This window comes from Enterococcus sp. HMSC072F02 (assembly GCF_001837725.1).
GTDB lineage: Bacteria > Bacillota > Bacilli > Lactobacillales > Enterococcaceae > Enterococcus_B > Enterococcus_B lactis.
In genome coordinates this window covers 1-23,048 of record NZ_KV833922.1, presented here as the reverse complement: position 1 = coordinate 23,048, position 23,048 = coordinate 1, and the positions used below count along the sequence as shown (strand labels likewise).

The 23,048-nt window shown below is 40.2% G+C and carries 20 protein-coding genes; 4 read left to right on the top strand and 16 right to left on the bottom strand.

The features are described from left to right. Positions 1-85 precede the first annotated feature (85 nt). Genes mmsB through chvE form a run of 3 tightly spaced genes read right to left on the bottom strand, consistent with a single transcriptional unit; the run spans position 86 to position 3,961 of the window. A complete protein-coding gene (gene mmsB / locus HMPREF2731_RS03005; RefSeq protein ID WP_002313835.1) occupies positions 86-1,291 on the bottom strand; it encodes a multiple monosaccharide ABC transporter permease in 1,206 nt (401 codons plus the stop codon). 1 nt (position 1,292) lies between these two features. After that, the gene (gene mmsA, locus HMPREF2731_RS03000; RefSeq protein WP_070872285.1) at positions 1,293-2,819 is read right to left on the bottom strand and encodes a multiple monosaccharide ABC transporter ATP-binding protein; all 1,527 of its coding nucleotides are present in this window, start codon (positions 2,817-2,819) and stop codon (positions 1,293-1,295) included. A gap of 53 nt (positions 2,820-2,872) precedes the next feature. Beyond that, on the bottom strand, positions 2,873-3,961 hold the full coding sequence (chvE, locus tag HMPREF2731_RS02995; protein ID WP_002313837.1) for a multiple monosaccharide ABC transporter substrate-binding protein: 1,089 nt from the start codon (positions 3,959-3,961) through the stop codon (positions 2,873-2,875). A gap of 219 nt (positions 3,962-4,180) precedes the next feature. Between chvE and HMPREF2731_RS02990 the strand changes: the two genes are divergently transcribed. The 3 genes from HMPREF2731_RS02990 to HMPREF2731_RS02980 are packed head-to-tail and all read left to right on the top strand — an operon-like array spanning position 4,181 to position 8,220. Then, on the top strand, positions 4,181-5,197 hold the full coding sequence (locus tag HMPREF2731_RS02990; RefSeq protein ID WP_002313838.1) for an ABC transporter substrate-binding protein: 1,017 nt from the start codon (positions 4,181-4,183) through the stop codon (positions 5,195-5,197). A gap of 13 nt (positions 5,198-5,210) precedes the next feature. Then, the gene (locus tag HMPREF2731_RS02985; RefSeq protein WP_070872284.1) at positions 5,211-6,662 is read left to right on the top strand and encodes a sensor histidine kinase; all 1,452 of its coding nucleotides are present in this window, start codon (positions 5,211-5,213) and stop codon (positions 6,660-6,662) included. Beyond that, positions 6,655-8,220 (top strand): response regulator transcription factor, encoded by a 1,566-nt coding sequence (locus HMPREF2731_RS02980; protein WP_002319925.1) that lies wholly within the window; start codon positions 6,655-6,657, stop codon positions 8,218-8,220. Before HMPREF2731_RS02985 ends, HMPREF2731_RS02980 begins: the two co-directional genes overlap by 8 nt. A gap of 131 nt (positions 8,221-8,351) precedes the next feature. Here the strand turns inward: HMPREF2731_RS02980 and HMPREF2731_RS02975 are convergent, their stop codons facing one another. The 10 genes from HMPREF2731_RS02975 to purC form a co-directional block, all read right to left on the bottom strand. Continuing rightward, a complete protein-coding gene (locus HMPREF2731_RS02975) occupies positions 8,352-9,266 on the bottom strand; it encodes an aldo/keto reductase (RefSeq protein WP_002309474.1) in 915 nt (304 codons plus the stop codon). 122 nt (positions 9,267-9,388) lie between these two features. Beyond that, the gene (gene purD, locus HMPREF2731_RS02970; protein ID WP_002313841.1) at positions 9,389-10,663 is read right to left on the bottom strand and encodes a phosphoribosylamine--glycine ligase; all 1,275 of its coding nucleotides are present in this window, start codon (positions 10,661-10,663) and stop codon (positions 9,389-9,391) included. Positions 10,664-10,678: 15 nt separating this feature from the next. Further along, positions 10,679-12,214: a bifunctional phosphoribosylaminoimidazolecarboxamide formyltransferase/IMP cyclohydrolase gene (gene purH, locus HMPREF2731_RS02965; RefSeq protein WP_002313842.1), complete on the bottom strand. Its 1,536-nt coding sequence runs from the start codon at positions 12,212-12,214 to the stop codon at positions 10,679-10,681. Further along, entirely contained in the window at positions 12,211-12,789 is a 579-nt protein-coding gene (gene purN / locus HMPREF2731_RS02960; RefSeq protein ID WP_002313843.1) for a phosphoribosylglycinamide formyltransferase, read from the bottom strand. Before purN ends, purH begins: the two co-directional genes overlap by 4 nt. Further along, the gene (purM, locus tag HMPREF2731_RS02955; protein ID WP_176747850.1) at positions 12,786-13,838 is read right to left on the bottom strand and encodes a phosphoribosylformylglycinamidine cyclo-ligase; all 1,053 of its coding nucleotides are present in this window, start codon (positions 13,836-13,838) and stop codon (positions 12,786-12,788) included. The genes purN and purM overlap by 4 nt, the downstream gene beginning before the upstream one ends. A gap of 22 nt (positions 13,839-13,860) precedes the next feature. Continuing rightward, positions 13,861-15,300 (bottom strand): amidophosphoribosyltransferase, encoded by a 1,440-nt coding sequence (purF, locus tag HMPREF2731_RS02950; protein ID WP_002313844.1) that lies wholly within the window; start codon positions 15,298-15,300, stop codon positions 13,861-13,863. Continuing rightward, complete coding sequence (gene purL, locus HMPREF2731_RS02945; RefSeq protein ID WP_002313845.1) at positions 15,285-17,507, bottom strand: phosphoribosylformylglycinamidine synthase subunit PurL; 2,223 nt, start codon at positions 17,505-17,507, stop codon at positions 15,285-15,287. Before purL ends, purF begins: the two co-directional genes overlap by 16 nt. Beyond that, the gene (purQ, locus tag HMPREF2731_RS02940; protein ID WP_002313846.1) at positions 17,508-18,179 is read right to left on the bottom strand and encodes a phosphoribosylformylglycinamidine synthase subunit PurQ; all 672 of its coding nucleotides are present in this window, start codon (positions 18,177-18,179) and stop codon (positions 17,508-17,510) included. A 1-nt stretch (position 18,180) separates the two neighbouring features. Continuing rightward, entirely contained in the window at positions 18,181-18,435 is a 255-nt protein-coding gene (gene purS, locus HMPREF2731_RS02935) for a phosphoribosylformylglycinamidine synthase subunit PurS (protein ID WP_002309490.1), read from the bottom strand. After that, complete coding sequence (gene purC, locus HMPREF2731_RS02930; RefSeq protein WP_002313847.1) at positions 18,435-19,163, bottom strand: phosphoribosylaminoimidazolesuccinocarboxamide synthase; 729 nt, start codon at positions 19,161-19,163, stop codon at positions 18,435-18,437. The genes purS and purC overlap by 1 nt, the downstream gene beginning before the upstream one ends. A gap of 255 nt (positions 19,164-19,418) precedes the next feature. Here purC and HMPREF2731_RS02925 point away from each other — a divergent pair, with 255 nt between their 5' ends. After that, positions 19,419-19,796, top strand: coding sequence for a hypothetical protein (locus HMPREF2731_RS02925; RefSeq protein WP_002309492.1), 378 nt, complete (start codon positions 19,419-19,421; stop codon positions 19,794-19,796). Positions 19,797-19,954: 158 nt separating this feature from the next. Here HMPREF2731_RS02925 and purB read toward each other — a convergent pair whose 3' ends face one another. The 3 genes from purB to purE are packed head-to-tail and all read right to left on the bottom strand — an operon-like array spanning position 19,955 to position 22,868. Next, the gene (gene purB, locus HMPREF2731_RS02920) at positions 19,955-21,250 is read right to left on the bottom strand and encodes an adenylosuccinate lyase (protein ID WP_002306865.1); all 1,296 of its coding nucleotides are present in this window, start codon (positions 21,248-21,250) and stop codon (positions 19,955-19,957) included. Between the two features lie 12 nt (positions 21,251-21,262). Next, a complete protein-coding gene (gene purK / locus HMPREF2731_RS02915; RefSeq protein ID WP_002309493.1) occupies positions 21,263-22,387 on the bottom strand; it encodes a 5-(carboxyamino)imidazole ribonucleotide synthase in 1,125 nt (374 codons plus the stop codon). Then, positions 22,380-22,868 (bottom strand): 5-(carboxyamino)imidazole ribonucleotide mutase, encoded by a 489-nt coding sequence (purE, locus tag HMPREF2731_RS02910; protein ID WP_002309494.1) that lies wholly within the window; start codon positions 22,866-22,868, stop codon positions 22,380-22,382. Before purE ends, purK begins: the two co-directional genes overlap by 8 nt. Between the last annotated feature and the right edge of the window lie 180 nt (positions 22,869-23,048).

Genomic DNA, 23,048 nt, shown 5'->3' with positions numbered 1-23,048 from the left:
TGCACCTTTTACTTGACTAATCGTAGGAAAAAAGGCTGTGACAAATGTCTTGTCACAGTCTTTTTTCTGAATAAACGGTGTTCTCCTACGTTGTCCGTTTTTTCTTGTTATACAAGTCTAATACAACGGCTAAAAGCAAGATCAACCCTTTGATCGCCTGTTGCCAATCTACCCCAACGCCTAAAATCGACATGCCATTGTTCAATACACCCATGACCAAGCCACCGACAATCGCCCCCATAATCGTTCCGATGCCGCCAGATGTCGAAGCACCACCAAAATATACTGCCGCCATCGCATCTAGTTCCATCGAAGTACCCGCTTGAGGTGTCGCCGCATTTAACCGAGCTGCTAAAACTAATCCAGCTAAAGCTGCCATGACTCCCATGTTGACGAAAACCCAGAACGTGATCCGCTTTGTTTTGATTCCTGATAGTTCAGCCGCTTTTCGATTTCCGCCCGTCGCATAAATCTGGCGACCTGCTACTGTTTTATTTGTCAAAAACCCATATGCCGCGACGATCAAACCGAGAATGATCAAAATGATCGGATATCCTTGATAAGAGGCAAAGATATAAGTTATCCCTAGTACAACGACTGCTGTAAATACCGCCTTTACCAAGAAAGCTGTTGGAGATTCCACTTCAAATAAATGATTTTTCCGACGATTTCTTGTTCGCCATTGTCCAACAACTAACACGATGGTGATGATCATTCCTAAAATCAATGTCAAGAAGTGAAGGCTACTTCCTTCGCTTAAGTCTGGTAAATAACCCGTAGACATTTTTTGGAAAACAGCTGGAAAAGGTGCCAGAGATTGGCCTCCTAGAACAACTTGTGTCAGTCCACGAAACATCAGCAATCCTGCTAAAGTCACGATAAACGCCGGTATCCCAGCATAAGCTACCCAAAAACCTTGCCATGCGCCGATCAGCCCGCCTACTGCAAGACATGTGATGACTGTCACCCACGGGTTCATTTGGCGATTGACCATCATCATGCCCGCAATTGCACCAACAAACGCCATCACTGACCCTACCGACAAATCCACATGACCTAAGAGCACAACTAATAACATCCCTGCAGCTAGTACTAATATATGACTATTTTGCAAAACAAGGTTAGTTATATTCAATGGACGCCAGAAAATACCATCTGTCATCAATTGAAACGCAATAAGTAGTCCCGCTAAAATGATCACCATGCTGTAGTGACCAAAAAGATCAGCTGCTCTACTTTTCAAATTTAGTTTTTTCTCTTTTTTATCCGTAAGATTTTTTGCTTGTTCCAACTTACCCCACCTCTTCTTTCGTCATTAATTTCATCAAGGCTTCCTGATCTGCCTCTTCTCGCGAGACTTCTCCTGTAATACGTCCTTCGTTCATCGTATAGATCCGATCACACATTCCTAAGATTTCAGGAAGTTCAGAAGAGATAAGACAGACAGCTTTGCCATTTGCTGCCATTTCTTCGATAATCGTGTAGATCTCGTATTTTGCCCCAACGTCTATCCCACGGGTTGGCTCATCTAAAAAAAGAATATCGGGTTGTGTCATCAGCCACTTGGATAAAACGACTTTTTGTTGATTCCCACCACTAAGACTACTGACAATTTGATGGATGGAGTTTGTTTTTATACGCATCTTTTTCCGGAAATTTTCTGCCTCAGTTACTTCTTTTTCTTTATCTAATACTCCTTTTTGACTTATTTTATCCAAACTGCTCAGCGTCACGTTTTCCCGAATATCCATCAGCAGATTCAGTCCTAAAGATTTTCGGTCCTCCGAGACATAAGCGAGTCCGTTTGCAATGGCTGAAGGAACGGTCTTAACTGATATCTCTGCCCCTTCCTTTAATATACGTCCGGATATCTTGCTTCCATAAGAATGTCCAAATAGACTCATAGCGAATTCAGTTCTGCCCGCTCCCATCAGCCCAGCTATTCCTACAATCTCTCCTTTTTTCAAATGCAAGTTGATATGGTCGTTTATGATTCGCTCCTGATCAAGAGGGTGATAGACCGTCCAGTCTTCTACTTTAAAATAAACTTCTCCAATATCCGGTTTTCTTTCAGGATAACGATCAACTAAATCTCTGCCCACCATCCCGCGAATAATACGCTCTTCGCTGATCATTTCATTTTCTAGCGTCTCAATCGTCTGTCCATCCCGTAAAATAGTGATTCGATCTGCGATATCCACGATTTCATTCAGCTTATGTGAAATAATGATGGAGGTTACACCCTGCTCTTTCAGCTCTCGGATCAATCTCAGCAAATTCGCGCTTTCTTCTTCATTCAATGCAGCGGTAGGCTCATCCAAAATCAATAGACGGACGGATTTTGATAATGCTTTAGCTATTTCAACTAGTTGCTGTTGCCCTACGCCAATCTGGGATACTAGAAGATTCGGGTCGATAGACAAACCGACTTTGTTCAGCAATTCATACGTTTTCTTTTCTGTCAGTTCCCAATCAATCACGCCTCTTTCTGCTTGTTCATTTCCGAGAAAAATATTCTCTTTTACTGAAAGATAAGGACTTAGTGCTAATTCTTGATGAATGATGACGATGCCTTTTTCTTCACTATCTTTCAAATCTTTGAATTGACACAGCTTTCCATCATAAAAGATTTCCCCGTCATAGGAGCCATATGGATATAAGCCGCTCAAGACATTCATCAATGTTGATTTTCCCGCTCCGTTTTCTCCGCACAATGCATGGATTTCCCCACGTTCAATCATCAGATTCACGCAATCTAACGCTCGGATTCCAGAAAATTTTTTGGTGATATCTGCCATTTTTAAAATACAATCCGCCATAATTCTTATCCTCTCTCTGACTTAGATCTCTTTAGTTCCTTGTTTGGTTCCTCTCAATTTTTCAGATCGGATTCTTTATAATAATCTGTGTCGATCAGCTCTGCTTGATAATTATCTTTATCGACAGATACTGTATTTGCTAAATACGTAGGAACAGTTTTCACCCCATTATCATAAGTTTCAGTATCATTGACCGGAACCTCTTCTCCATCACTGATTGCTTTGATCATTTCAATCGTATTTTTTGCTAAGATACGTGTGTCTTTAAAGATCGTTTGTGTTTGTTCCCCGGCAATGATCGATTTGACGCCAGCAACTGTCGCATCTTGTCCAGTAATCACAGGTAAAGGTTTACTTTCACTCCCATACCCCACGCCTTTTAATGACGAAATGATTCCTAAACTTATTGGATCATATGGCGACAAAACAGCATCCAATGTTTGGTCAGTATAATTTGCGCTTAACAGATTATCCATCCTTGCTTGCGCCGTAGAACCATCCCAGCGAAGCGTAGCGATTTGACTGAAACTCGTCTGTCCAGATGGCACGATCAACTGACCGTTGTCCATATATGGTTGTAAAACAGACATCACTCCGTTGTAATTAATTAGTGCATTGTTGTCGTCAGGCGAGCCACCAAATAATTCAATCGTGAATGGCCCTTTTCCTTCTTTCAATCCTAAGTGCTCTTCAATATAAGCTGCTTGCGATACACCTACTCCAAAATTATCAAAAGTCGCGTAGTAATCGACATTTTCTGAATTCATCAGTAAACGATCATAGGCGATTACCTTGATATCTGCTTCTTTTGCTTTAGCTAACACATCAGTTAAAGCTGAACCATCGATAGAAGCAATCACAAGTGTATCTACCCCTTTTGTAATCATATTTTCGATTTGCGCTACTTGATTTTCTACTTTATCTTCTCCGTATTGAAGATCTGTTTTATAACCCAGTTTTTCTAATTCTGAGACCATGTTGTTCCCATCAGCGATCCATCTTTCTGCTGATTTGGTCGGCATAGCGATTCCTACATACCCCGTACTATCATCTGCAGATCCTGAATTGCCACACGCACTTAATAGAATGCTTGCGGTCAAAATAGCGATACTCCCAAGAATCTTTCTAAATTTGTTTTTCATTTTTTATCCCCCATTTCAATTGATACACCGAGTATAGCTAATAAAGAAAGCGTTAACATTGATTTTTTTATGGGATTTACTTTAAATTTTTTAGGTGTTCTTTTTTTGTCTTGGATTTTTTTAAGTTTCTTGGATTTTTTTCGATTAATTCCTTTTGACTTTGATTTTCTCCTTTATCTGATAAGATAGTACTAACAAATCCAGATGGAGTGATCTAAAGTGAAACGTGTTTTATTTTTTTTAGCCCTTATTGTAATCGCTTACCAAATGATGGGGTGTACACCTAATACAAAGGAAGCACCTGACCCACTAGTCGTTGGTTTTTCGCAATCAGGAACGGAGAGTAGCTGGCGGAAAAAGCATACTGAATCAATTATCACTGCGCTTGAAAAAGAAGATTATCAAGTTCTCTACCGAAATGGCTACATGAATCAGGAACGGCAAATCCAAGATATACGGACATTTATTGCCTATAAAGTGGATATGATCATTTTTACTCCATTGCAAGAATCCGGGTGGGACTCTGTATTAAAAGAAGCAAAGCGAGCAGAGATCCCTGTCATACTTGTCAACAGACATATTCAAACGAATGATCCCGAACTTTTCGTCACCCACATCGGCCCCAGTTTCAAAGCAGAAGGAAATCGGGCGGGTTTATTTGTCAGCAATCACTTCACAAATTCAAAGAAACAGGAAATCAGAATCCTAGAACTTGCTGGTTCAGAGAACTCCACACCGACCAAGCTACGCTCCGAAGGATTTTTGGAATCAATCAATCGTAAACCAACCCTAAAAAAAGATGGAACTATTGACCATAAACCTCCAATGACTATTGTTCACCGAATTGTCGGTGATTTTATTCGGATGAAAGGAAAAGACCAGATGAAACGATATTTAGAAACAAATGATTTATCCGAAATCGATGTATTATACAGCCATAGTGATGAAATGACTCACGGTGCTTTAGCTGCGATAAAAGAAACATCAATCAAACCTGGAGAAGATTTGATCATTGTAACGATTGATGGACAAGAAGATATGATCGAGAATCTACGCTCAGGAATCGTCAATTGCGTAGTCGAGTGTAAACCTGATGTCGGCTGGTATGTAGCCAATACCGTTACTCGTTATTTTGGAAATCTTCAAACAGGAAAAACACTACCTAAAGATATTTTTATTTCCGAGACTGTCTTTTCCCAACAGAATATAGCTAACATCCCAACCAGAAATTATTGACTGGAGAAGTATCATGACAAAAAATTTAAGCATAAAACAGATTTTTGCCCAAGCAAACAAAGCCATGCTTCTATTTGCTGTTATCCCTTTGCTACTGAGCATACTGTTATATTCGCAACAGCTTTTGATTTATCAACAGACGATCGCAAATATCCAAAAAGCAGATGCAATTGCTTTGAAGGTTGATCAAAAAGTTTTGGAAAGTATGTGGGACTTGATTTCTGGCCAAGTAACCGTAGATGAGTTCAATAAGGAAAATATCCTAGAAGAACTTAGGAATGACATTCGAGAGATCAAAAATAATACCAATACACTTAAAGAAATTAGTACGTTAGATGTATCGTTACGTACGATCGATACATTGGAAGATTATCAAACTGAGCTCATTCATCATATCTTGGCAGAAGATTTTATGGATACCAATGAACAGATCATCAATCAGGTAGATTCTGTCACTCAACTACTGTCAGATATTTTACAGGACTTTGTTCGTGTGGAAAGCGACTTAGCAAGTCAAAAAAATACGACGCTTGTCCGCTCACTCATTTTATTAACAATAGTAGAATTGGGGGTTCTTAGTACTATTTTTTTCTATGCGAAAAAGAATCGTCGCTTTTTAGAACAAAAGGTCCAAGAGCCGATCAATCAGCTGATCACAATGTCCGAACAGCTTTCTTCAGGAAATCTTGGATTTCGTTTAAACATGCCAGAAACACAAGAACTACAGATACTTACCGCTAGTATGAACAAAATGGCGGAAGAACTAAACCAGTCTTTACGGGAAAACGCTTTGAAACAATACCATTTAGCACAAAGTGAAGTTCGTGTATTGCAAGCTCAGATTACTCCCCATTTTATTTATAACAGTTTGGATGCCATCATTTCTTTGATCGAACAAGACTGCTTTGAAGAAGCTCTGACTATGACCCATGCACTTTCCGGCTTTTTTCGTACGTCTTTAAGCAAAGGACAAGACTGGATTCCTCTTGAAAAGGAAATCAGCCATATCAATGATTATTTGGTCATTTTAAAAATAAGATATAGACATATGCTTGACTATAAGATCGATATACCAGAAACACTTTTTCCTGTTTCTATTTTAAAGATGATTTTGCAACCATTGATCGAAAATGCTGTGTACCATGGAACAAAGTATGTTCGTCACAAAGGATTTATTCGTATTACTGCATGCAAAATCGACGAAATGATCCAATTCAAAGTCATAGACAACGGTATTGGCATTCCTGCAGAAAAACTAGCAGAAATACGTAAAGAGTTAGCCAAAGGGATCGATTCAGATTTCAGTATCGGCTACGGGCTTTACAACGTAAACAAGCGTCTCCTTCTCTATTACGGAAATAATCAAAAACCTATCACGATTGACAGCAAATACCGAGAAGGGACAACTGTCACACTGACGATTCCTATATCTCCCAAAACAATTGGAGGAAACAAATATGTATAAAGTTTTTATCATCGAAGACGAATACCTCATTCGCAATAACTTACGGGAACAAATAACTGCCCTTGGTTCATATTATCCAATCACATATGTCGGGGAAGCTGGAGATGGTGAGATGGCACTGTCTTCGATTATCGACTTACAGCCCGATATCATTCTGACTGATATCCAAATGCCATTCATGGACGGTTTGACTTTTTCAAAAGAAGCAAGGAAACTGCTTCCTTGGACTCGCCTCATATTTATTAGCGGATTCGACGATTTCGATTATATGAAAGGGGCAATCCAAGTACAGGCAGATGATTATCTACTTAAACCAATTAAAAGCAACGAATTGAAACAAGCAATAGAAAAAGCAGTGACTGCTTTAGACTTGCAGCAAAAAGAAACGCTCCCTTCTTCTGACCTTGTTTTCGAATTGAAAAAAAATCATTTCTTGAACGGTTTGTTCAAAGGCTCACTTACAATCAGTGAAACATTGAAACTTGCTGAATCTTTCAATCGCTCTTTAGCAGGGAAAAAAATGACCGTATTATTAGCAGCAAACCAAGTCAGTACAGACTTTGAAGATTACGCTCATCTCAGTGATTATTTGAAGTTTTTATTTAGGGAGAATCAACAAGTGATTTTTTCTGCTGTTTCCTCGCGATTCATTAAATTTTTAATAGTTGATCCTCTTGAAGAAAATGTAATCGAGACCAGTTATCAGGTAGCCCAAACGTTGGTCCATGAATTAGAGAAGGGACAAAAAAATAATTTTTCTGTCGCCATCGGTCCTGTCGCAGAAAGAATCAGCGAATTACCTGCATCTTTCGAGATCACGCAGATGATACTTGAAACTGCCAGTTCCCTTAAAGATCAAATTATCAGCTATGAGGATTTGATTAAAGAAGCGAAACTTCCAGTTGATTCTGTCTTTTACTTTGATCTCTCACTTGATTTGTCTTCATTATCGAAAAACGAAGTATCTAAGTACATCGAACACTTGACGGAACCACAAGGCACACCAACTCGAACACGATTATATCGTTTATTTGTCTTGACTAAGCTACTCCAGCATGTCTGCCTGAAAGAAAAGGAAATCCCGCAAGAAATGGTTCATTGCACATCCACCAGTCAACGCTTAGCAATCAGCGCCGACGATTCGCTTTACCGTTCGACTGTTTATATGTTCATTTCTTTCTTAACTGCTCTGCCCTCACAGCCTTCAAGGAACAAATATCAGCCAATTTTGAACCATGCATTGGATTTTATCAAAGAAAATTTTACCGATCCAGATATGTCCTTAACTTGGGTCGCTCAACAAGTTGCATTAAGCCCTTCTCATTTCAGTACGATTTTTTCTCAATCGTTTAACCAAACATTCATCGATTATCTGACAGAACAAAGAATCGAATTAGCAAAAAAATTATTACAGCAATCAGACTATCGTATCTCAGATATTGCTTTTGAGATTGGTTATAATGACCCTAACTATTTCAGTTATTTATTTAAGAAAAAACAAGGGATTTCCCCAAAAGAATATCGGACACAGATTTTCCTTGAAAACAAAAATAAATAATAAATAAAATCCGTACAGTGATACTCTTTCCCGTTGTAATTAAAAAAAGATGGAATATCTCGAAGCTGAAAATAGCTTTCAAGATATTCCGCCTTTTTAATTGATCGCACCGTTCACCTGCATGACAACTTTTAAGGTAAAATGTTTCCAGCAGCACGGTACAATTCGTACCAATCTTCCCGAGACATATTAATTTCTGATGCTTGAGCGATTTCCTTGATTCGCCCTACGTTCATCGTACCGGCGATTACTTGCATATTGGCTGGATGGCGCAAAATCCAAGCAGAAGCCAAGCCAGTTGGTGTCGTTTGATATTTAGCTGCTAGTTCTTCTAATGTTTGGTTTAATTCAGGGAATTTTTCGTTCCCGATAAATACACCTTCAAAAAATCCATACTGGTATGGCGACCACGCTTGGATCGTCATATCATGCAAACGGGAATAATCAAGTACACTACCATCATGGTCGATACTTGCTTCATCTGTCATATTGACATGAATCCCTTGATCGATCATTCCAGTATGTTTCAAGCCAAATTGCAGCTGATTAGCTACTAATGGTTGACGAACATATTTTTTCAGCAATTCGATTTGCATTGGTTTTTGATTGCTGACACCAAAATAACGGACTTTACCTGATCGTTCCAATTCATCAAATGCTTCAGCTACCTCTTCTGGTTCTACCAATGTATCTGGACGATGAAGAAGTAAAGCATCCACATAATCCATTTTCAGACGGGTCAAACTTTTTTCCACAGATTCAATGATATGTTTTTTAGAAAAATCAAACATCACACCTGGAACGATTCCACATTTTGTTTGAATAAAAAGATCTTCTCGTTTGATTGATGTTTTTGCTAGAGCATCTGCAAAGATTTCTTCACATTCACCGTTCCCATAAATATCTGCATGGTCAAAAAAATCAATGCCGTTTTCATAAGCTGTCTCAATCACTTTTACTGGATCTTCCGCATTGTTGATACGCATACAGCCTAAGATCACTGCAGCTACTTTCTGGTCAGAAGTACCTAATTGAATTTTTTTCATCTGAACTCCTCCTTATTTATATACACAACAAAAGTGTACCACACTCTTTATGAAAAGGCTTCACTAAAATCGACACTTCCGACTATATTTGTTGTATTTTTTTATAAATGGAAGCAGCTGATTTACTTCACGACCAGTTCGCTATTGGCAGCTTTTTCTCCAATATCTGTACGATAAAATGTTCCATCTGTCGTTTTATCCATTAACGCGGTGTAGATTTTTTCCTGTGCTTCTTTGATCGTCTCACCATATGCTTCTACTAAATAAAGACGACCTCCTGCTCCAACTAGTTTGCCGTTATTTGAGGAAACTCCAGCATAGTAAACAGAAAGCTCTTCTTCCAGAAAATCTGGTAGAACCATTCCTGTCTCATATTCTTCGGGGTAACCGGCAGCTGCCACCACAACACCTACATTGTATCCTTCTTGCTGCCACTTTAACTCTACTGCACGTTTCTCTAATAAATCATCGATTACTTGCGCAAAGTCACTCTTCAACCGAGAAAGAACGACTTGCGTTTCAGGATCACCGAAACGAGCATTAAATTCGATCACTTTTGGTCCTTCCTTCGTAGCAATCAAACCCGCATATAAAACACCCGTGAAAGAGCGTCCTAGTTCTTTCATTCCTAAAGCCGCTGGTTTCAAAACTTCTTCCACAGCTTTTTCAATCATCTTTTTTGGAATTTGCGGTACTGGTGAATAAGCTCCCATCCCCCCTGTATTTGGCCCTTTATCGTTATCAAATGCCCGCTTATGATCTTGCGAAATGACCATCGGATACACCTTGGTATCACGGACAAACGCCAAAAGGGAGAATTCTTCTCCTGCCAAAAACTCTTCTACGACGATTTTTTTGCTGCTGTTCCCAAATCGATGCTGGTTCAACATTTGTTCTGCCGCATCCAGCGCTTCCTTCACTGTTGTAGCCACGACTACACCTTTTCCAGCTGCTAAGCCATCCGCTTTCACTACGATTGGCGCACCGTTTTCTTTGATATACGCTGCTGCTTTTTCGTAACATTCAAAACTTCTGGATTTAGCTGTCGGGATTTGATACGTCTCCATCAATTGTTTAGCAAAACTTTTCGAACCTTCGATCAGAGCTGCTGCTTTTGTCGGACCGAAGATTTTCAATCCTTCCGCCATAAAATCATCGACGATTCCATTTAATAAAGGAACTTCAGGACCAACGATACTCCAATCAATAGCCTCTTTCTTAACAAAATGAATTAATGCTGAATGATCTTGATCACTGATAGCGACACAATTGATACCATCCTTTGCCATTCCAGGATTTCCTGGCGCACAATACACAGTATCCACCTTCGGACTGTCTAAAAGTTTTTTACTTATTGCATGTTCACGACCACCTGCACCGATCACCAAAATGTTCATTTATCCGACTCCTCTCTAATGTCTAAAATGCCGAACATCAGTAAAGACCATTGCTAGATCGTATTTATTCGCCATATCAATAGAATCTTGATCTTTGATACTTCCGCCTGGCTGAATGATTGCTTTTATACCATGTTTGGCTGCATATTCAACTGAATCATCCATTGGGAAATAAGCATCGCTAGCTAAAACTGCACCTTCCATTTTCTCTTGCGCTTGTTCAATCGCAATTTTTACTGAACCGACTCGATTCATCTGACCGGCTCCGATTCCTACTGTCTGACGTTCGTTTGCCAGCACGATCGCATTAGATTTCACATGTTTGACAGCTTTCCAAGCAAACGCCAATGCTTTTACTTCTGCTGGAGTTGGCTTACGTTTTGTCACGACTTTCCACGCTTCTTCGTTTTCCATTGCCAGATCTTGATCTTGTACAAGAAGTCCACCTAAGACTGAGACCGTTTCTTCTCGATTTTGACTTTCTTCTTGCGCAAAGTCTATTGTCAGTAATCGGATGTTTTTCTTTTTTTGCAGTAATTCCAAAGCTTCTTGTGTATAAGAAGGGGCAATGATGATTTCTAGAAACAGCTTATGCATCTGTTCTGCTGTTGGCAGATCTACTTCTCGATTCAAAACGATGATCCCACCAAAGATTGAAACAGGATCTGCTTCATATGCTGCTTCCCACGCTTCTAAAATCGTAGATGCTGACCCAATACCGCAAGGATTCATGTGTTTCAAGGCGACTACCGTTGGCTCGTCATATTCCTTCATAATCCGTAACGCAGCATCCGCATCACGGATATTATTATAAGAAAGTTCTTTCCCATGGAGTTGTTTTGCTGCTGCGATCGAATATTTTTCCAGAAGAGCGGACTGATAAAAGGCAGCGGCTTGATGACTATTTTCACCGTAACGAAGCGTTTGTTTTCGTTCATACGTAAGTGTCAATTTTTCCGGTTCTTTTTCTTCCACCCAATCCGTTAAGTATTGAGCGATCAGTGCATCATATGCAGCAGTATGACGAAAGACTTTTGCCGCTAGTTTTTGTCTGAAAGAAAGTGAAGTATGCCCATACTGACGTAATTCTGAAAGTACCTCTTCATAGTCAGATGGATCAACAACAGCGGTGACAAATTCATGGTTTTTTGCTGCACTACGGAGCATACTAGGACCACCGATATCAATGTTTTCAATAGCTTCTGCTATTTCGACATCTTGTTTCATAATCGTTTCTTTGAAAGGATATAAATTGACACAAACAAAGTCGATTGGTTGGATATTTTCCGTCTCCATTGCCTCCATGTGGCTAGGGAGATCGCGTCTCCCTAAAAGACCACCATGGATTTTAGGATGAAGTGTTTTGACACGACCATCCATCATTTCAGGAAACCCTGTCACTTCTTCGATCGAAAGCGTTTTGATCCCAGCTTGATCCAATGCATGCTTTGTTCCTCCTGTTGAAATGATTTCTACTCCTTGTTCAATCAAACCTTGGGCAAATGCTACAATCCCAGTTTTATCTGATACACTGATCAATGCTCTTGTCATTTCAGATAGCCTCCATTTTCAATAATTTCACTAATCACTTCTGGATAGATTCGATGTTCTACTCTATGGATTTTTTCTTCTAAAGAATCGAACGTGTCCTCCTGTTCGATCCTCACTTTTTCCTGTCGGATGATTGGTCCAGTATCTACACCTTGGTCGATATAATGAATTGTGACACCCGTTTCTTTTACTCCAGCTTCAAATGCATCACGAATGCCATGCAAACCAGGGAATGAAGGTAAAAGAGATGGATGGATATTGATGATTCTTTTATCATAATTTTCCAGCAATACTGGTCCAATGATTCGCATGTATCCAGCTAGTACAATCAAATCGATCTTTTTTTCTTTCAATTTATGCAAAATCGCTTCTTCATACTCTTTTTTGGATTCAAATTCTTTAGGTGAAAAACAATCTGCCGGTACATCCAATGCGACTGCACGTTTCAAAACATATGCTGCAGGCTGATCACAAAACAACCAGTCAATCGAAGCTTCCAATCCTTTTTTTGATAAATAATCGGCTAGCGCTTGAAAGTTGCTTCCGTTTCCAGAAGCAAAAACAGCGATTCTCATCGTTCTTCTCCTGTAAACACCACACGATGTTTTTCTTTGGCGATCACTTTCCCGATTTCATAAACTTTTTCGCCAGCTTGCTCAATCTCGTGTACGATTTCTTTTACTTTTGCTTCCTCGACTGCTAAGACCATCCCAATGCCCATATTGAATATTTCATACATCTCCATCATAGGAATCTCACCATATTTTTGTAAACAGCCGAAGATCGGAAGAATCGGCCATGTGCCAAGTTTGATTTCAGCAGCCATAGATTCTGGTAACATTCGTGGGATATTTTCTACAAACCCTCCACCGGTGATATGTGCAGCTCCTTTGATTTTCTTTTCTTTGATTAGGGGAAGCAAGGAAGAAACATAGATTTTCGTTGGTTCAAGTAATACTTCGCCAAGTGTTTTTTTCAATTCTGGCAGTTTTGATGATAAAGAAAACTGCTGCTGCTCAAAGAAAATTTTGCGAACAAGAGAGTACCCATTTGAATGGATTCCGCTAGATGCTATTCCAAGCAACACGTCTCCTGGGTTGATTGTTTCTCCTGTCAATAATTGAGATTTTTCAGCTATCCCTACAGCAAATCCGGCTAGATCATAATCATTTCCAGAGTACATACCGGGCATTTCAGCTGTCTCTCCGCCAATCAGTGCCATATTTCCTTGAACACACCCATCCGCTACACCTTTTACTACATTTTCTAAACGTGTCGGATCATTTTTCCCCGTTGCTAAGTAGTCTAAGAAATACAACGGCTCTGCGCCTTGTGCTAAGATATCATTGACACACATCGCTACGCAGTCAATTCCGATCGTGTCGTGTTTGTCCGCTTCGATTGCTACTGCTAATTTCGTCCCTACACCATCGGTCCCCGAAACAAGGACTGGCTCTTTTAATTGAAAGACCGATAAATCGAAACAGCCGCCGAATCCTCCTATAGCGCCCGTCACACCTAATCGTTCCGTTTTTTTGACATGCTTCTTGATCCGTTCTACTACTTCATATCCAGCTTCGACATCTACGCCAGCTTTTGCGTATGCATTTGCCATTGGCTTCATATGCTCCCTTCTTGATCTGCTTTTAAAAGAACGATACTTTTTCTTTTAGTGATTCCTGATATTTTTCTTCATAGTCATATAACGGTGTCGGATAATCTCCGTTGAAATAAGCCATACACAATCCTGAATACGGGGCATCTTTTTCCAGACCGATCGATTCGATTAGACCCTCTTCACTTAAAAAACCTAAAGAATCGGCACCGATACATTCTTTGATTTCATCAATCGTATGATTGGCCGCAATGAGTTCTTTACGCGTTTGAATATCAATCCCATAAAAACATGGATATTTCAAAGGAGGAGAAGCAATCCTCACATGTACTTCTTTTGCTCCTGCTTCTTTCAAAAGATGGACGATCCGTCTGCTTGTCGTGCCCCGAACGATCGAATCATCAACCATGATCACCTTTTTCCCTTCCACTACCCCGCGTACAGCAGACAATTTCATTCGGACCCCTTGCTCTCTTAGCTCTGGCGTCGGCTGGATAAATGTTCGGGCAATGTATTGATTTTTTACTAATCCAATTTCATAAGGGATACCGCTAGCTTCTGCATAACCACTTGCGGCTGACAAAGAAGAATTAGGTACACCAACAACCATGTCTGCTTTTACTGGCGATTCTTTCGCTAAATTCCGTCCCATATTTTTCCGGGCAGTATGCACATTGATCCCTGCGATATTTGAATCCGGTCTGGCAAAATAGATATATTCCATCGAACAAATAGAAAGCTGCGTGTCCTTCGTAAAGCAATCAATCTGGATTCCTTCGTCATTGATGATCACTATCTCACCAGGCTGGACATCTCTTATAAAACGTGCCCCAATAACTTCTAATGCACAAGTTTCCGAGGCAATCACGTATGCTCCGTTTTTCATTTGTCCGATTGCTAATGGACGAAAACCATTCGGGTCCAAAGCGGCAATCATTGCCGTTTCTGTCATTAATAAATAGGCAAAGCCACCTTTGACTTCATTTAAAGCACTTTTCAATTTATTTAAAAAATCTGTTTCTTCACTTCGTCGGATCAAATGCATCAATATCTCCGTATCGGAGTTGGAATGGAAGATTGCCCCATTTTCCTCTAACTCTTTTCTAAGGGAGCGAGCATTGATCAAGTTACCATTATGCGCTAAGCCGATCGACTGATCATGAAATTTGAATAGAAAAGGCTGAATATTGTCCACACTTCCATTGCCTGCTGTTGCATAACGTACATGTCCGATTGCAGCTTCTCCTATTAACTGCTGCAATTTTCTTTGATCTTTGAATACCTCAGAAAGTAGACCCAGATCTCGATGCCCCATGAGTTTCCCTCGATCATTGGACACGATACCCGCACCTTCTTGTCCTCGATGCTGAAGACTATGGAGCCCGAAGTATGCCACACTAGCGGCGTCTGGATGACCCCAAACACCGAAGATCCCGCATTCTTCATTTAAACTCTTCACTTCATAAGACATACGATTGCATCCTCCCAGCACTTTCTTGCTACTGCTGTTTCTATTTTGATTTGACCGTCAGTTGCTGATATTTCGATTAGCGCTTCATCCGTCACCTTACCTGCTAAAACAGCAGCATCTCCCATCATTTCTTCGAATCGTGTCTGGTTTTCCGGTGCAACTGTCAATACAAACCTTGATTGAGTTTCTGCAAACAATTGAGCAGAGGGCAAGCCAAACTGCACAGATAAACCTAACTGATATTTGAAAGCTGATTCTGCCAGTGCAATTGCCAAACCACCTTCTGAACAGTCATGGGCACTTTCAATCAATCCATTTTGGATGGCTGTCAATACTAACTCCTGGTTTTTCTTTTCAACGGCTAGATCAAAGTTTCGAATCACCCCTTCGATTCTTCCAAGCTGCATCTTTTGTAATTCACTGCCATCAAAATCTGCAAACGTCTTGCCTAATATATAGATTAGATCCCCTGATTTTTTGAATTCTTGAGTAGTGATATGTTCATGTTCCTCGATCAATCCGACCATACCGATCATCGGTGTTGGATAGATTGCTTGACCGTCCGTTTCATTATATAAAGAGACATTTCCTGAAATAACAGGAGTTCCTAACGTTTCACACGCAGCAGCAATGCCGTCAGCTGAAGTCGATAATTCCCAAAAAACTTCTGGTTTATCAGGAGAACCATAGTTCAGGCAGTCGGTGATCGCCAAGGGTCTACCACCGCTAGCAATGATATTTCTAGCTGCTTCTGCCACTGCTATTTGTCCTCCGACTTTTGGATCCAAATAGAGATAGCGAGCGTTGCAGTCTGTGGTCATCGCTAATGCTTTATTCGTCCCTCTGACTCTCATCACAGCCGCATCGCTTCCTGGACAGACCACTGTATTGGTTTGTACTTGTGAATCATAAGTTTCGTAGATTGAACGTTTCGAAGCAATCGTCGGTTGTTGCAACAGATCAAGCAATACTTGTCCAGGTTCTTCAATAACCGGCTGATAAGAAGCCAACTGCTGAAAATCTGCGATTCGAGCTGGTTCTTTCATCTCTTTATGATAGACTGGCGCATCTTCAGCCAGCGCATCGACTGGCAGATTCGCTACTTCTTTCCCTTGATGATATAGACGATATTGCCCGTCGTCTGTTACTTTACCGATAGTGACTGCATCTAGATCATACTTCTGAAATAGTTCTTGGATTTTTTCCTCCTCTCCTGATTTGACACAAATCAACATCCGTTCTTGTGATTCGGATAGCATCATTTCATAAGGCGTCATTCCAGTTTCTCTTTGTGGGACTTCGTCTAATGTCAATATAAGTCCTGAACCAGCTTTTGAAGCCATTTCCGCACTAGATGAAACAAGTCCTGCTGCTCCCATATCCTGTATACCTACTAGAGAATCCGAATGATGCAAGATTAATTCCAAACACGCTTCAAGCAGTAGCTTTTCCATAAAAGGATCCCCTACTTGTACAGCAGAACGTTGCTGTTCTTCTTCTTGACTAAATTCTTCTGAGGCAAAAGTTGCGCCGTGGATGCCGTCGCGACCTGTTTTTGCTCCTACATACATGATCGAATTGCCGACACCAGCAGCTTGCCCTTTCTGGATATCTTTGTGTTCAATCAAACCTACACACATTGCATTGACTAATGGATTTCCTTCATAACAAGGATCAAATGCAATTTCGCCACCTACAGTCGGTATGCCGATACAATTGCCGTATCCGCCGATACCTGCAACTACTTCTTCTAGTAAATATTTTGTTCTTGGATTATCTAATTCGCCGAATCTCAATGAATCTAGCAACGCAATTGGACGAGCACCCATGCTGAAAATATCTCTGATGATTCCGCCAACTCCTGTCGCAGCTCCTTCATAAGGCTCCACGGCTGAGGGATGGTTGTGACTTTCTGCTTTGAAGACAACTGCTAGTCCATCACCGATGTCGACGATGCCTGCGCCTTCTCCAGGCCCTTGCAAGACATGAGGTCCACTAGTAGGAAATTTGCGTAGAACCGGTTTAGAATTTTTATAGGAACAATGTTCGCTCCACATAACAGAAAACAGTCCAGTTTCCGTATAATTAGGCATTCTTCCTAAGATATCTTCTTCGATCATTCGATATTCTTCATCAGTCAATCCCCATTCGGCATAGATTCTTTTTTTCTTGATCTCTTCAGCTGTCGGCTCATTCAATGTTTTCATCTATACGGTCACCTTTCCGAAGTTTTTTAAAATGGAAGCAAAGAATCGTTTCCCATCTTCTGATCCTAGCAAGTCTTCTACTGCACGTTCTGGATGAGGCATCATTCCTAACACATTCCCCGCTTTATTCGTAATCCCTGCAATGTTTTCCACGCTGCCGTTGATGTTGTCATTATAAGTAAAGACGATCTGATTATTTTCCTTTAGGTCTTCAAGTGTTTCTTCGTCACAGAAATAATTTCCTTCCCCATGAGCAACTGGAAGAGAGATTATTTCATCTGCTTCATATTCTGAAGTAAAGGCCGTCTTAGGATTGACTTTCAATGGTACAGTTTTACAAATAAAATGCAAAGACTCATTTCGTCTCAGTACACCTGGCAACAGTCCAGCTTCTGTCAATATCTGGAATCCATTACATGTACCGAATACGGGTTTCCCTTCTTCAGCAAAACGAATCACTTCTTCCATGATTGTAGAAAACCGAGCAATCGCGCCGCATCTCAAATAGTCACCATAGGAGAATCCTCCCGGCAGTAAAACCCCATCAAATCCTTCTAAAGAGGACTCATCATGCCGTACAAATTCGGCATCAGCGCCCATGATCTCGCGAACTGCCCATAACATATCTGCGTCACAATTTGAACCTGGAAAAACGATGACCGCAAATTTCATGTTATACTTCCTCCATTTTTTTGATTTCATATCGGTATGTTTCCATATTTACATTTGCAAGCAACTTATCACAAATCGTTTCAATCACTGTATCGATTGGTTCTTCTGTATCAGCAAGTTGTATCTCAAAGTATTTTCCGATACGGATATCTTCGATTGTTTCATATCCCATACGATGGACTGCTTTTTTTACTGCTTCTCCTTGAGGATCTAATACTGAATCTTTATAGGTTACATAAACTTTTACGAAATACATCATACTCGCTCCTTTTCTTCAGTTAGTTCCGATAGACGGTTATATACTTCTTGATAGACTGGAATCAGATTACCTAAGCCTCTGCGGTAAACGTCTTTGTCCATATGTTCATTCGTATGTTCATCCCATAATCGGCAAGTATCCGGTGTTACTTCGTCCGCAAGTAATATTTTTTCATTCGACCGACCAAACTCTAGCTTGAAATCTACTAAAACCAGACCAACCTTAGCGAATAATTCGATCAAAATTTTATTGATAGCTAATGCTTGGGTTTTCAGCTCACTGATTTCTTCCGGTTTTGCCAGTTGCAAGTAATAGATATGCTCTTCATTGACAAACGGATCATCCAACTGATCATCCTTATAGTAGAATTCAACGATTGGCTTGATTAATTTTTTGCCTTCAGGAACACCTAGACGTTTTGAGAAACTTCCTGCTGCAATATTTCGGATCACCACTTCCAGAGGGATGATTTGTACCTTTTTTACTAATTGTTCGGTTTTAGATAATTGTTCAATAAAATGATTTTTTATTCCTCGCTGGGTCAGATAGCGGAAAATCGTACTTGTGATTTGATTATTCAATTCTCCTTTCCCACTTATCTGATCTTTCCTCGCGCCATTCAACGCAGTCGCCTGATCTAAGTATTCTACCCAAATCAAGTTTTCATCAGAGGTAAGATATAATTTTTTGGCTTTCCCTTCGTACAGAAGTTCTTTTTTCTCCATGTCCGATTCTCCTTTTTATTTACATTCAAAGCAAATACAACGATTTTTGTTCGTGTTTTCACTTTTAATTTTAACAATCATCTTTTTAGAAATCAATATAAATATGTACATTAAAGGCATTAGATTCTTTTAATGTTCGTGTTTTGTTGTAAGTACAAAATCCCCCTCATCAACAAGCGTTTACATTTATATATAATGATGGTATATTAAAATTAACTAAAAATTTGGATAACTGGATCGAGGAGGCACTTGCCGATGGAAGATGCAATAAAACAAGGTCAGCTTTTTTTATCAGAGTTAACGGCTGAAGAACGTTCCTGTCTATATAATGATTTGTTGTCGATCAAAGACGTTTATTTATGCAATAAAGATACTAGTTTTTATACCTTTCGGAAAATCCGCCGAGCAGCTAAGCGTTGCGCTGAATGCCGTAAAAGGACTTTTCGTTATCGAACAGAACACAAAGGCGAACTTTTAATCAGTCAGATCCACGAGCAGAAACTTTTCAAAAATCACTATCGTATCCAGATCTTATTTAATGGACAAGAGATGGAATATACTTTTCTCGAAAATTTGCTGCAACATCTCCATAACCAGCATTTTAGTTATAATAGCCAAGCCATTTACGCTTAATTCCTCTATTTTTTGTATATAAAGAGGTAGTCGCTTTATTCCTATCATTGATAAGAAAACATAATAAACTAAAAAGAAGCAGAACCGCTAACGGATCTGCTTCTTTTTTGGTTATTTTTGCTATTCTATTTTAATTAAATTTTGCAACTCACTCTTCTTTATTCCAAACCTACTCGTTTGAATATCACGTCAACGTTTTTCAAATGATGATGATAATCAAAGGCATCGTCTATTTCTTCTTTAGATAAGACCGATGTGATGGTCGGATCTTCTTCTAACAGCGGGCGGAACTGAACTTGGTTGTCCCAAGCATACGCAGTTTTTGGCTGAACAAGATCATAAGCTTCTTCTCTTGTCATTCCCTTATCGATCAATTTCAGCATAACGCGTTGGCTATAAATCAAACCAAATGTTGCAGACATATTCCGCTTCATGTTTTCAGGAAAGACCGTTAGATTTTTAACGATATTGCCAAAACGATTTAACATGTAATTCAATAAAATCGTGGTATCAGGCAAGATGATTCGCTCTGCTGAAGAATGAGAAATATCTCTTTCATGCCATAATGTGACATTTTCATAGGCAGTGACCATGTGTCCGCGCACCACTCTGGCTAGACCAGCCATATTTTCTGAACCGATTGGATTCCTTTTGTGTGGCATAGCAGAAGAACCTTTTTGACCTTTCGCAAAAAACTCTTCTACTTCACGTGTTTCAGACTTTTGCAATCCGCGTATCTCTGTTGCAAAGCGTTCAATACTTGTAGCAATAAGCGCCATCGCTGAGAAATATTCAGCATGTAGATCCCGAGGGAGAACTTGAGTAGAGATTTCTTGCGGACGGATTCCCAATTGTTTACATACATACTCTTCAATAAATGGCGGGATATTTGCGAACGTCCCCACTGCTCCTGAGATTTTTCCTGCTTCTACTCCTTTTGCCGCATGTTCGAATCGTTCGATGTTCCGTTTCATTTCTGAATACCATGTGGCAAGTTTCAATCCAAAAGTAGTTGGTTCAGCATGGACACCGTGTGTTCGACCCATCATCACTGTATATTTGTGTTCTTTTGCTTTTTCGCCAATGATTTCTGTAAAACGTTTCAGGTCTTCCCGTAATATATCATTTGCTTGCTTGATGAGATAGCCATAAGCAGTATCTACGACATCCGTACTTGTTAGACCATAATGGACCCATTTTCTTTCTTCTCCCAATGTTTCAGAAACTGCTCGTGTAAAAGCAACGACATCATGGCGTGTTGATTTTTCGATTTCCAAGATCCGATCGATATCAAATGATGCATGTTCACGGATTTTTTTCACATCTTCTTGTGGGATTTCACCAAGTTCTGCCCAAGCTTCATCTGCTAAAATCTCGACTTCGAGCCACGCACGGTATTTGTTCTCTTCCGTCCAGATATTCCCCATTTCAGGGCGTGTATAACGTTCTAACATGTTTTTTCTCCTCTAATCCCAAATATTCGTTTGTTTGATTTCTTCCAGCGTTTGCTGGATGTCTTCTGTCAAGATAGTGATATGTCCCATCTTGCGACCTTTTTTCGCTTGTTTTTTTCCATAGAAATGGAATTGCCAGTCTGGCTTATTCTCAATCAAGCGATAGCTTTCCAACAGTTGTTCTCCCAAAACATTGACCATCACTGCATTGCTTGTCAGACGAACTTTTTCTCCTAATGGCCAGCCGCAAATACCTCGAATATGGGCATCGAACTGACTCATAGAACAAGCTTCGATAGAATAATGCCCAGAATTGTGAGGACGAGGGGCTAATTCATTCACATATAACCCGCCTGTTTTTGTTAAGAACATTTCTACCCCTAGAGCACCTGAAAGACTTACTGCTTCTGCAATCACACGGGCAATACGCTCAGCCTCCTCGATCACATCCTGATCAATCGCAGCTGGAGCAATCGTTTCGTGCAGAATGTTGTTTCGATGGATATTTTCCACGACCGGAAAAGTTGTGAAATCTCCTTGTCCATTTCCTGCTACCATGATCGAAATCTCTTTTTCAAATGGGATCCAAGCTTCTAAAACACAGGTTCCTTCTCTTAAAAGATCCATTGCAGGGGCCAAGTCTGCACGACTTTTCAAAACATACTGCCCCTTGCCATCATAACCGCCTCGAGTGGTTTTCAAAACGCAGGGATAACCGATCCCGTCAATCGCATCTTGGATATCTGTCGGACTGACGATCGTTGCATAAGGAGCAATCACGATGTTGTTCGTTTCCAAAAAAGATTTTTCCAATAGGCGGTCTTGCGTAATCGCAAGCAAGTCTGTCCCTTGAGGAATAAATGACATGGGTAAGATCGCATTTAGCGCCTCTACACTGACATTTTCAAATTCATAGGTAATGACATCTGTTCTTCTAGCAAGCTCTTTCAGCGCAAAGGTGTCATCATAGACACTTTCAATGTGCCAATCTGCAACTTGTGCGGCTGGACAATCACTTACAGGATCCAGCACACCTACTTTAAAGCCCATTTCTTTTGCACTAATCGCCATCATACGACCTAATTGACCGCCGCCGACGATCCCGATCGTTGAACCAGGCAACAAAGGTTTAACCAAGTTGATCACTACTTTCTATAACAGTTTTAGCCAACATTGAACGTCTTTCAGCCAATTTAGCCTCCAATTCTAAATCATACATGGAAAGCATCTGTATCGCAAGTAGTCCAGCATTAATTGCTCCAGCTTTTCCGATTGCCGTAGTAGCCACAGGCACGCCTCCAGGCATTTGAACAATCGACAGAAGCGAATCTAAACCATTTAATGTTCGTGATTGGACCGGTACGCCGATAACCGGCAAAGTTGTTTTTGCCGCAACCATCCCCGGTAGATGGGCGGCTCCACCTGCTCCTGCAATAATGATTTTGATTCCTTTTTCTCGAGCGCCTTGTGCATATTCAAACATCAAATCTGGTGTGCGATGAGCAGAAACGACTTTTTTTTCATAAGACACACCGAATTCTTCCAATATTTGACATGCTTCTTTCATTGTTTCCCAATCTGAAGTACTCCCCATGATCACAGAGATTTTTGCTGTCATTGTTTTTCCTCCCAGTTTTTCTACATCCATATTTTAACAATCGTATTTTTTGATGTCAAAGAAATTTCGAATATTGATAAAGAAAACCATTTTATTGTTCGTGTTTATCCAATACATAAAAAAGGACGTGACAAAAGTGATGTCACATCCTTTTTCCTACGATTAGTCAAGTAAAAGGTG

Excerpts from the sequence above, each read along its gene's own strand:
- purN (WP_002313843.1), bottom strand. The coding sequence starts at position 12,789 with ATGAGAATCGCTGTTTTTGCTTCTGGAAACGGAAGCAACTTTCAAGCG.
- HMPREF2731_RS02985 (WP_070872284.1), top strand. The coding sequence starts at position 5,211 with ATGACAAAAAATTTAAGCATAAAACAGATTTTTGCCCAAGCAAACAAA.
- HMPREF2731_RS02975 (WP_002309474.1), bottom strand. The coding sequence starts at position 9,266 with ATGAAAAAAATTCAATTAGGTACTTCTGACCAGAAAGTAGCTGCAGTG.
- purM (WP_176747850.1), bottom strand. The coding sequence starts at position 13,838 with ATGAAGCCAATGGCAAATGCATACGCAAAAGCTGGCGTAGATGTCGAA.
- purL (WP_002313845.1), bottom strand. The coding sequence starts at position 17,507 with ATGAAAACATTGAATGAGCCGACAGCTGAAGAGATCAAGAAAAAAAGA.
- mmsA (WP_070872285.1), bottom strand. The coding sequence starts at position 2,819 with ATGGCGGATTGTATTTTAAAAATGGCAGATATCACCAAAAAATTTTCT.
- HMPREF2731_RS02925 (WP_002309492.1), top strand. The coding sequence starts at position 19,419 with ATGGAAGATGCAATAAAACAAGGTCAGCTTTTTTTATCAGAGTTAACG.
- purB (WP_002306865.1), bottom strand. The coding sequence starts at position 21,250 with ATGTTAGAACGTTATACACGCCCTGAAATGGGGAATATCTGGACGGAA.
- purD (WP_002313841.1), bottom strand. The coding sequence starts at position 10,663 with ATGAACATTTTGGTGATCGGTGCAGGTGGTCGTGAACATGCAATAAGT.
- purH (WP_002313842.1), bottom strand. The coding sequence starts at position 12,214 with ATGACAAGAGCATTGATCAGTGTATCAGATAAAACTGGGATTGTAGCA.
- purF (WP_002313844.1), bottom strand. The coding sequence starts at position 15,300 with ATGTCTTATGAAGTGAAGAGTTTAAATGAAGAATGCGGGATCTTCGGT.
- HMPREF2731_RS02980 (WP_002319925.1), top strand. The coding sequence starts at position 6,655 with ATGTATAAAGTTTTTATCATCGAAGACGAATACCTCATTCGCAATAAC.
- purQ (WP_002313846.1), bottom strand. The coding sequence starts at position 18,179 with ATGAAATTTGCGGTCATCGTTTTTCCAGGTTCAAATTGTGACGCAGAT.
- chvE (WP_002313837.1), bottom strand. The coding sequence starts at position 3,961 with ATGAAAAACAAATTTAGAAAGATTCTTGGGAGTATCGCTATTTTGACC.
- purS (WP_002309490.1), bottom strand. The coding sequence starts at position 18,435 with ATGTATTTCGTAAAAGTTTATGTAACCTATAAAGATTCAGTATTAGAT.
- purE (WP_002309494.1), bottom strand. The coding sequence starts at position 22,868 with ATGACAGCAAAAATCTCTGTGATCATGGGGAGTACTTCAGATTGGGAA.
- purC (WP_002313847.1), bottom strand. The coding sequence starts at position 19,163 with ATGGAGAAAAAAGAACTTCTGTACGAAGGGAAAGCCAAAAAATTATAT.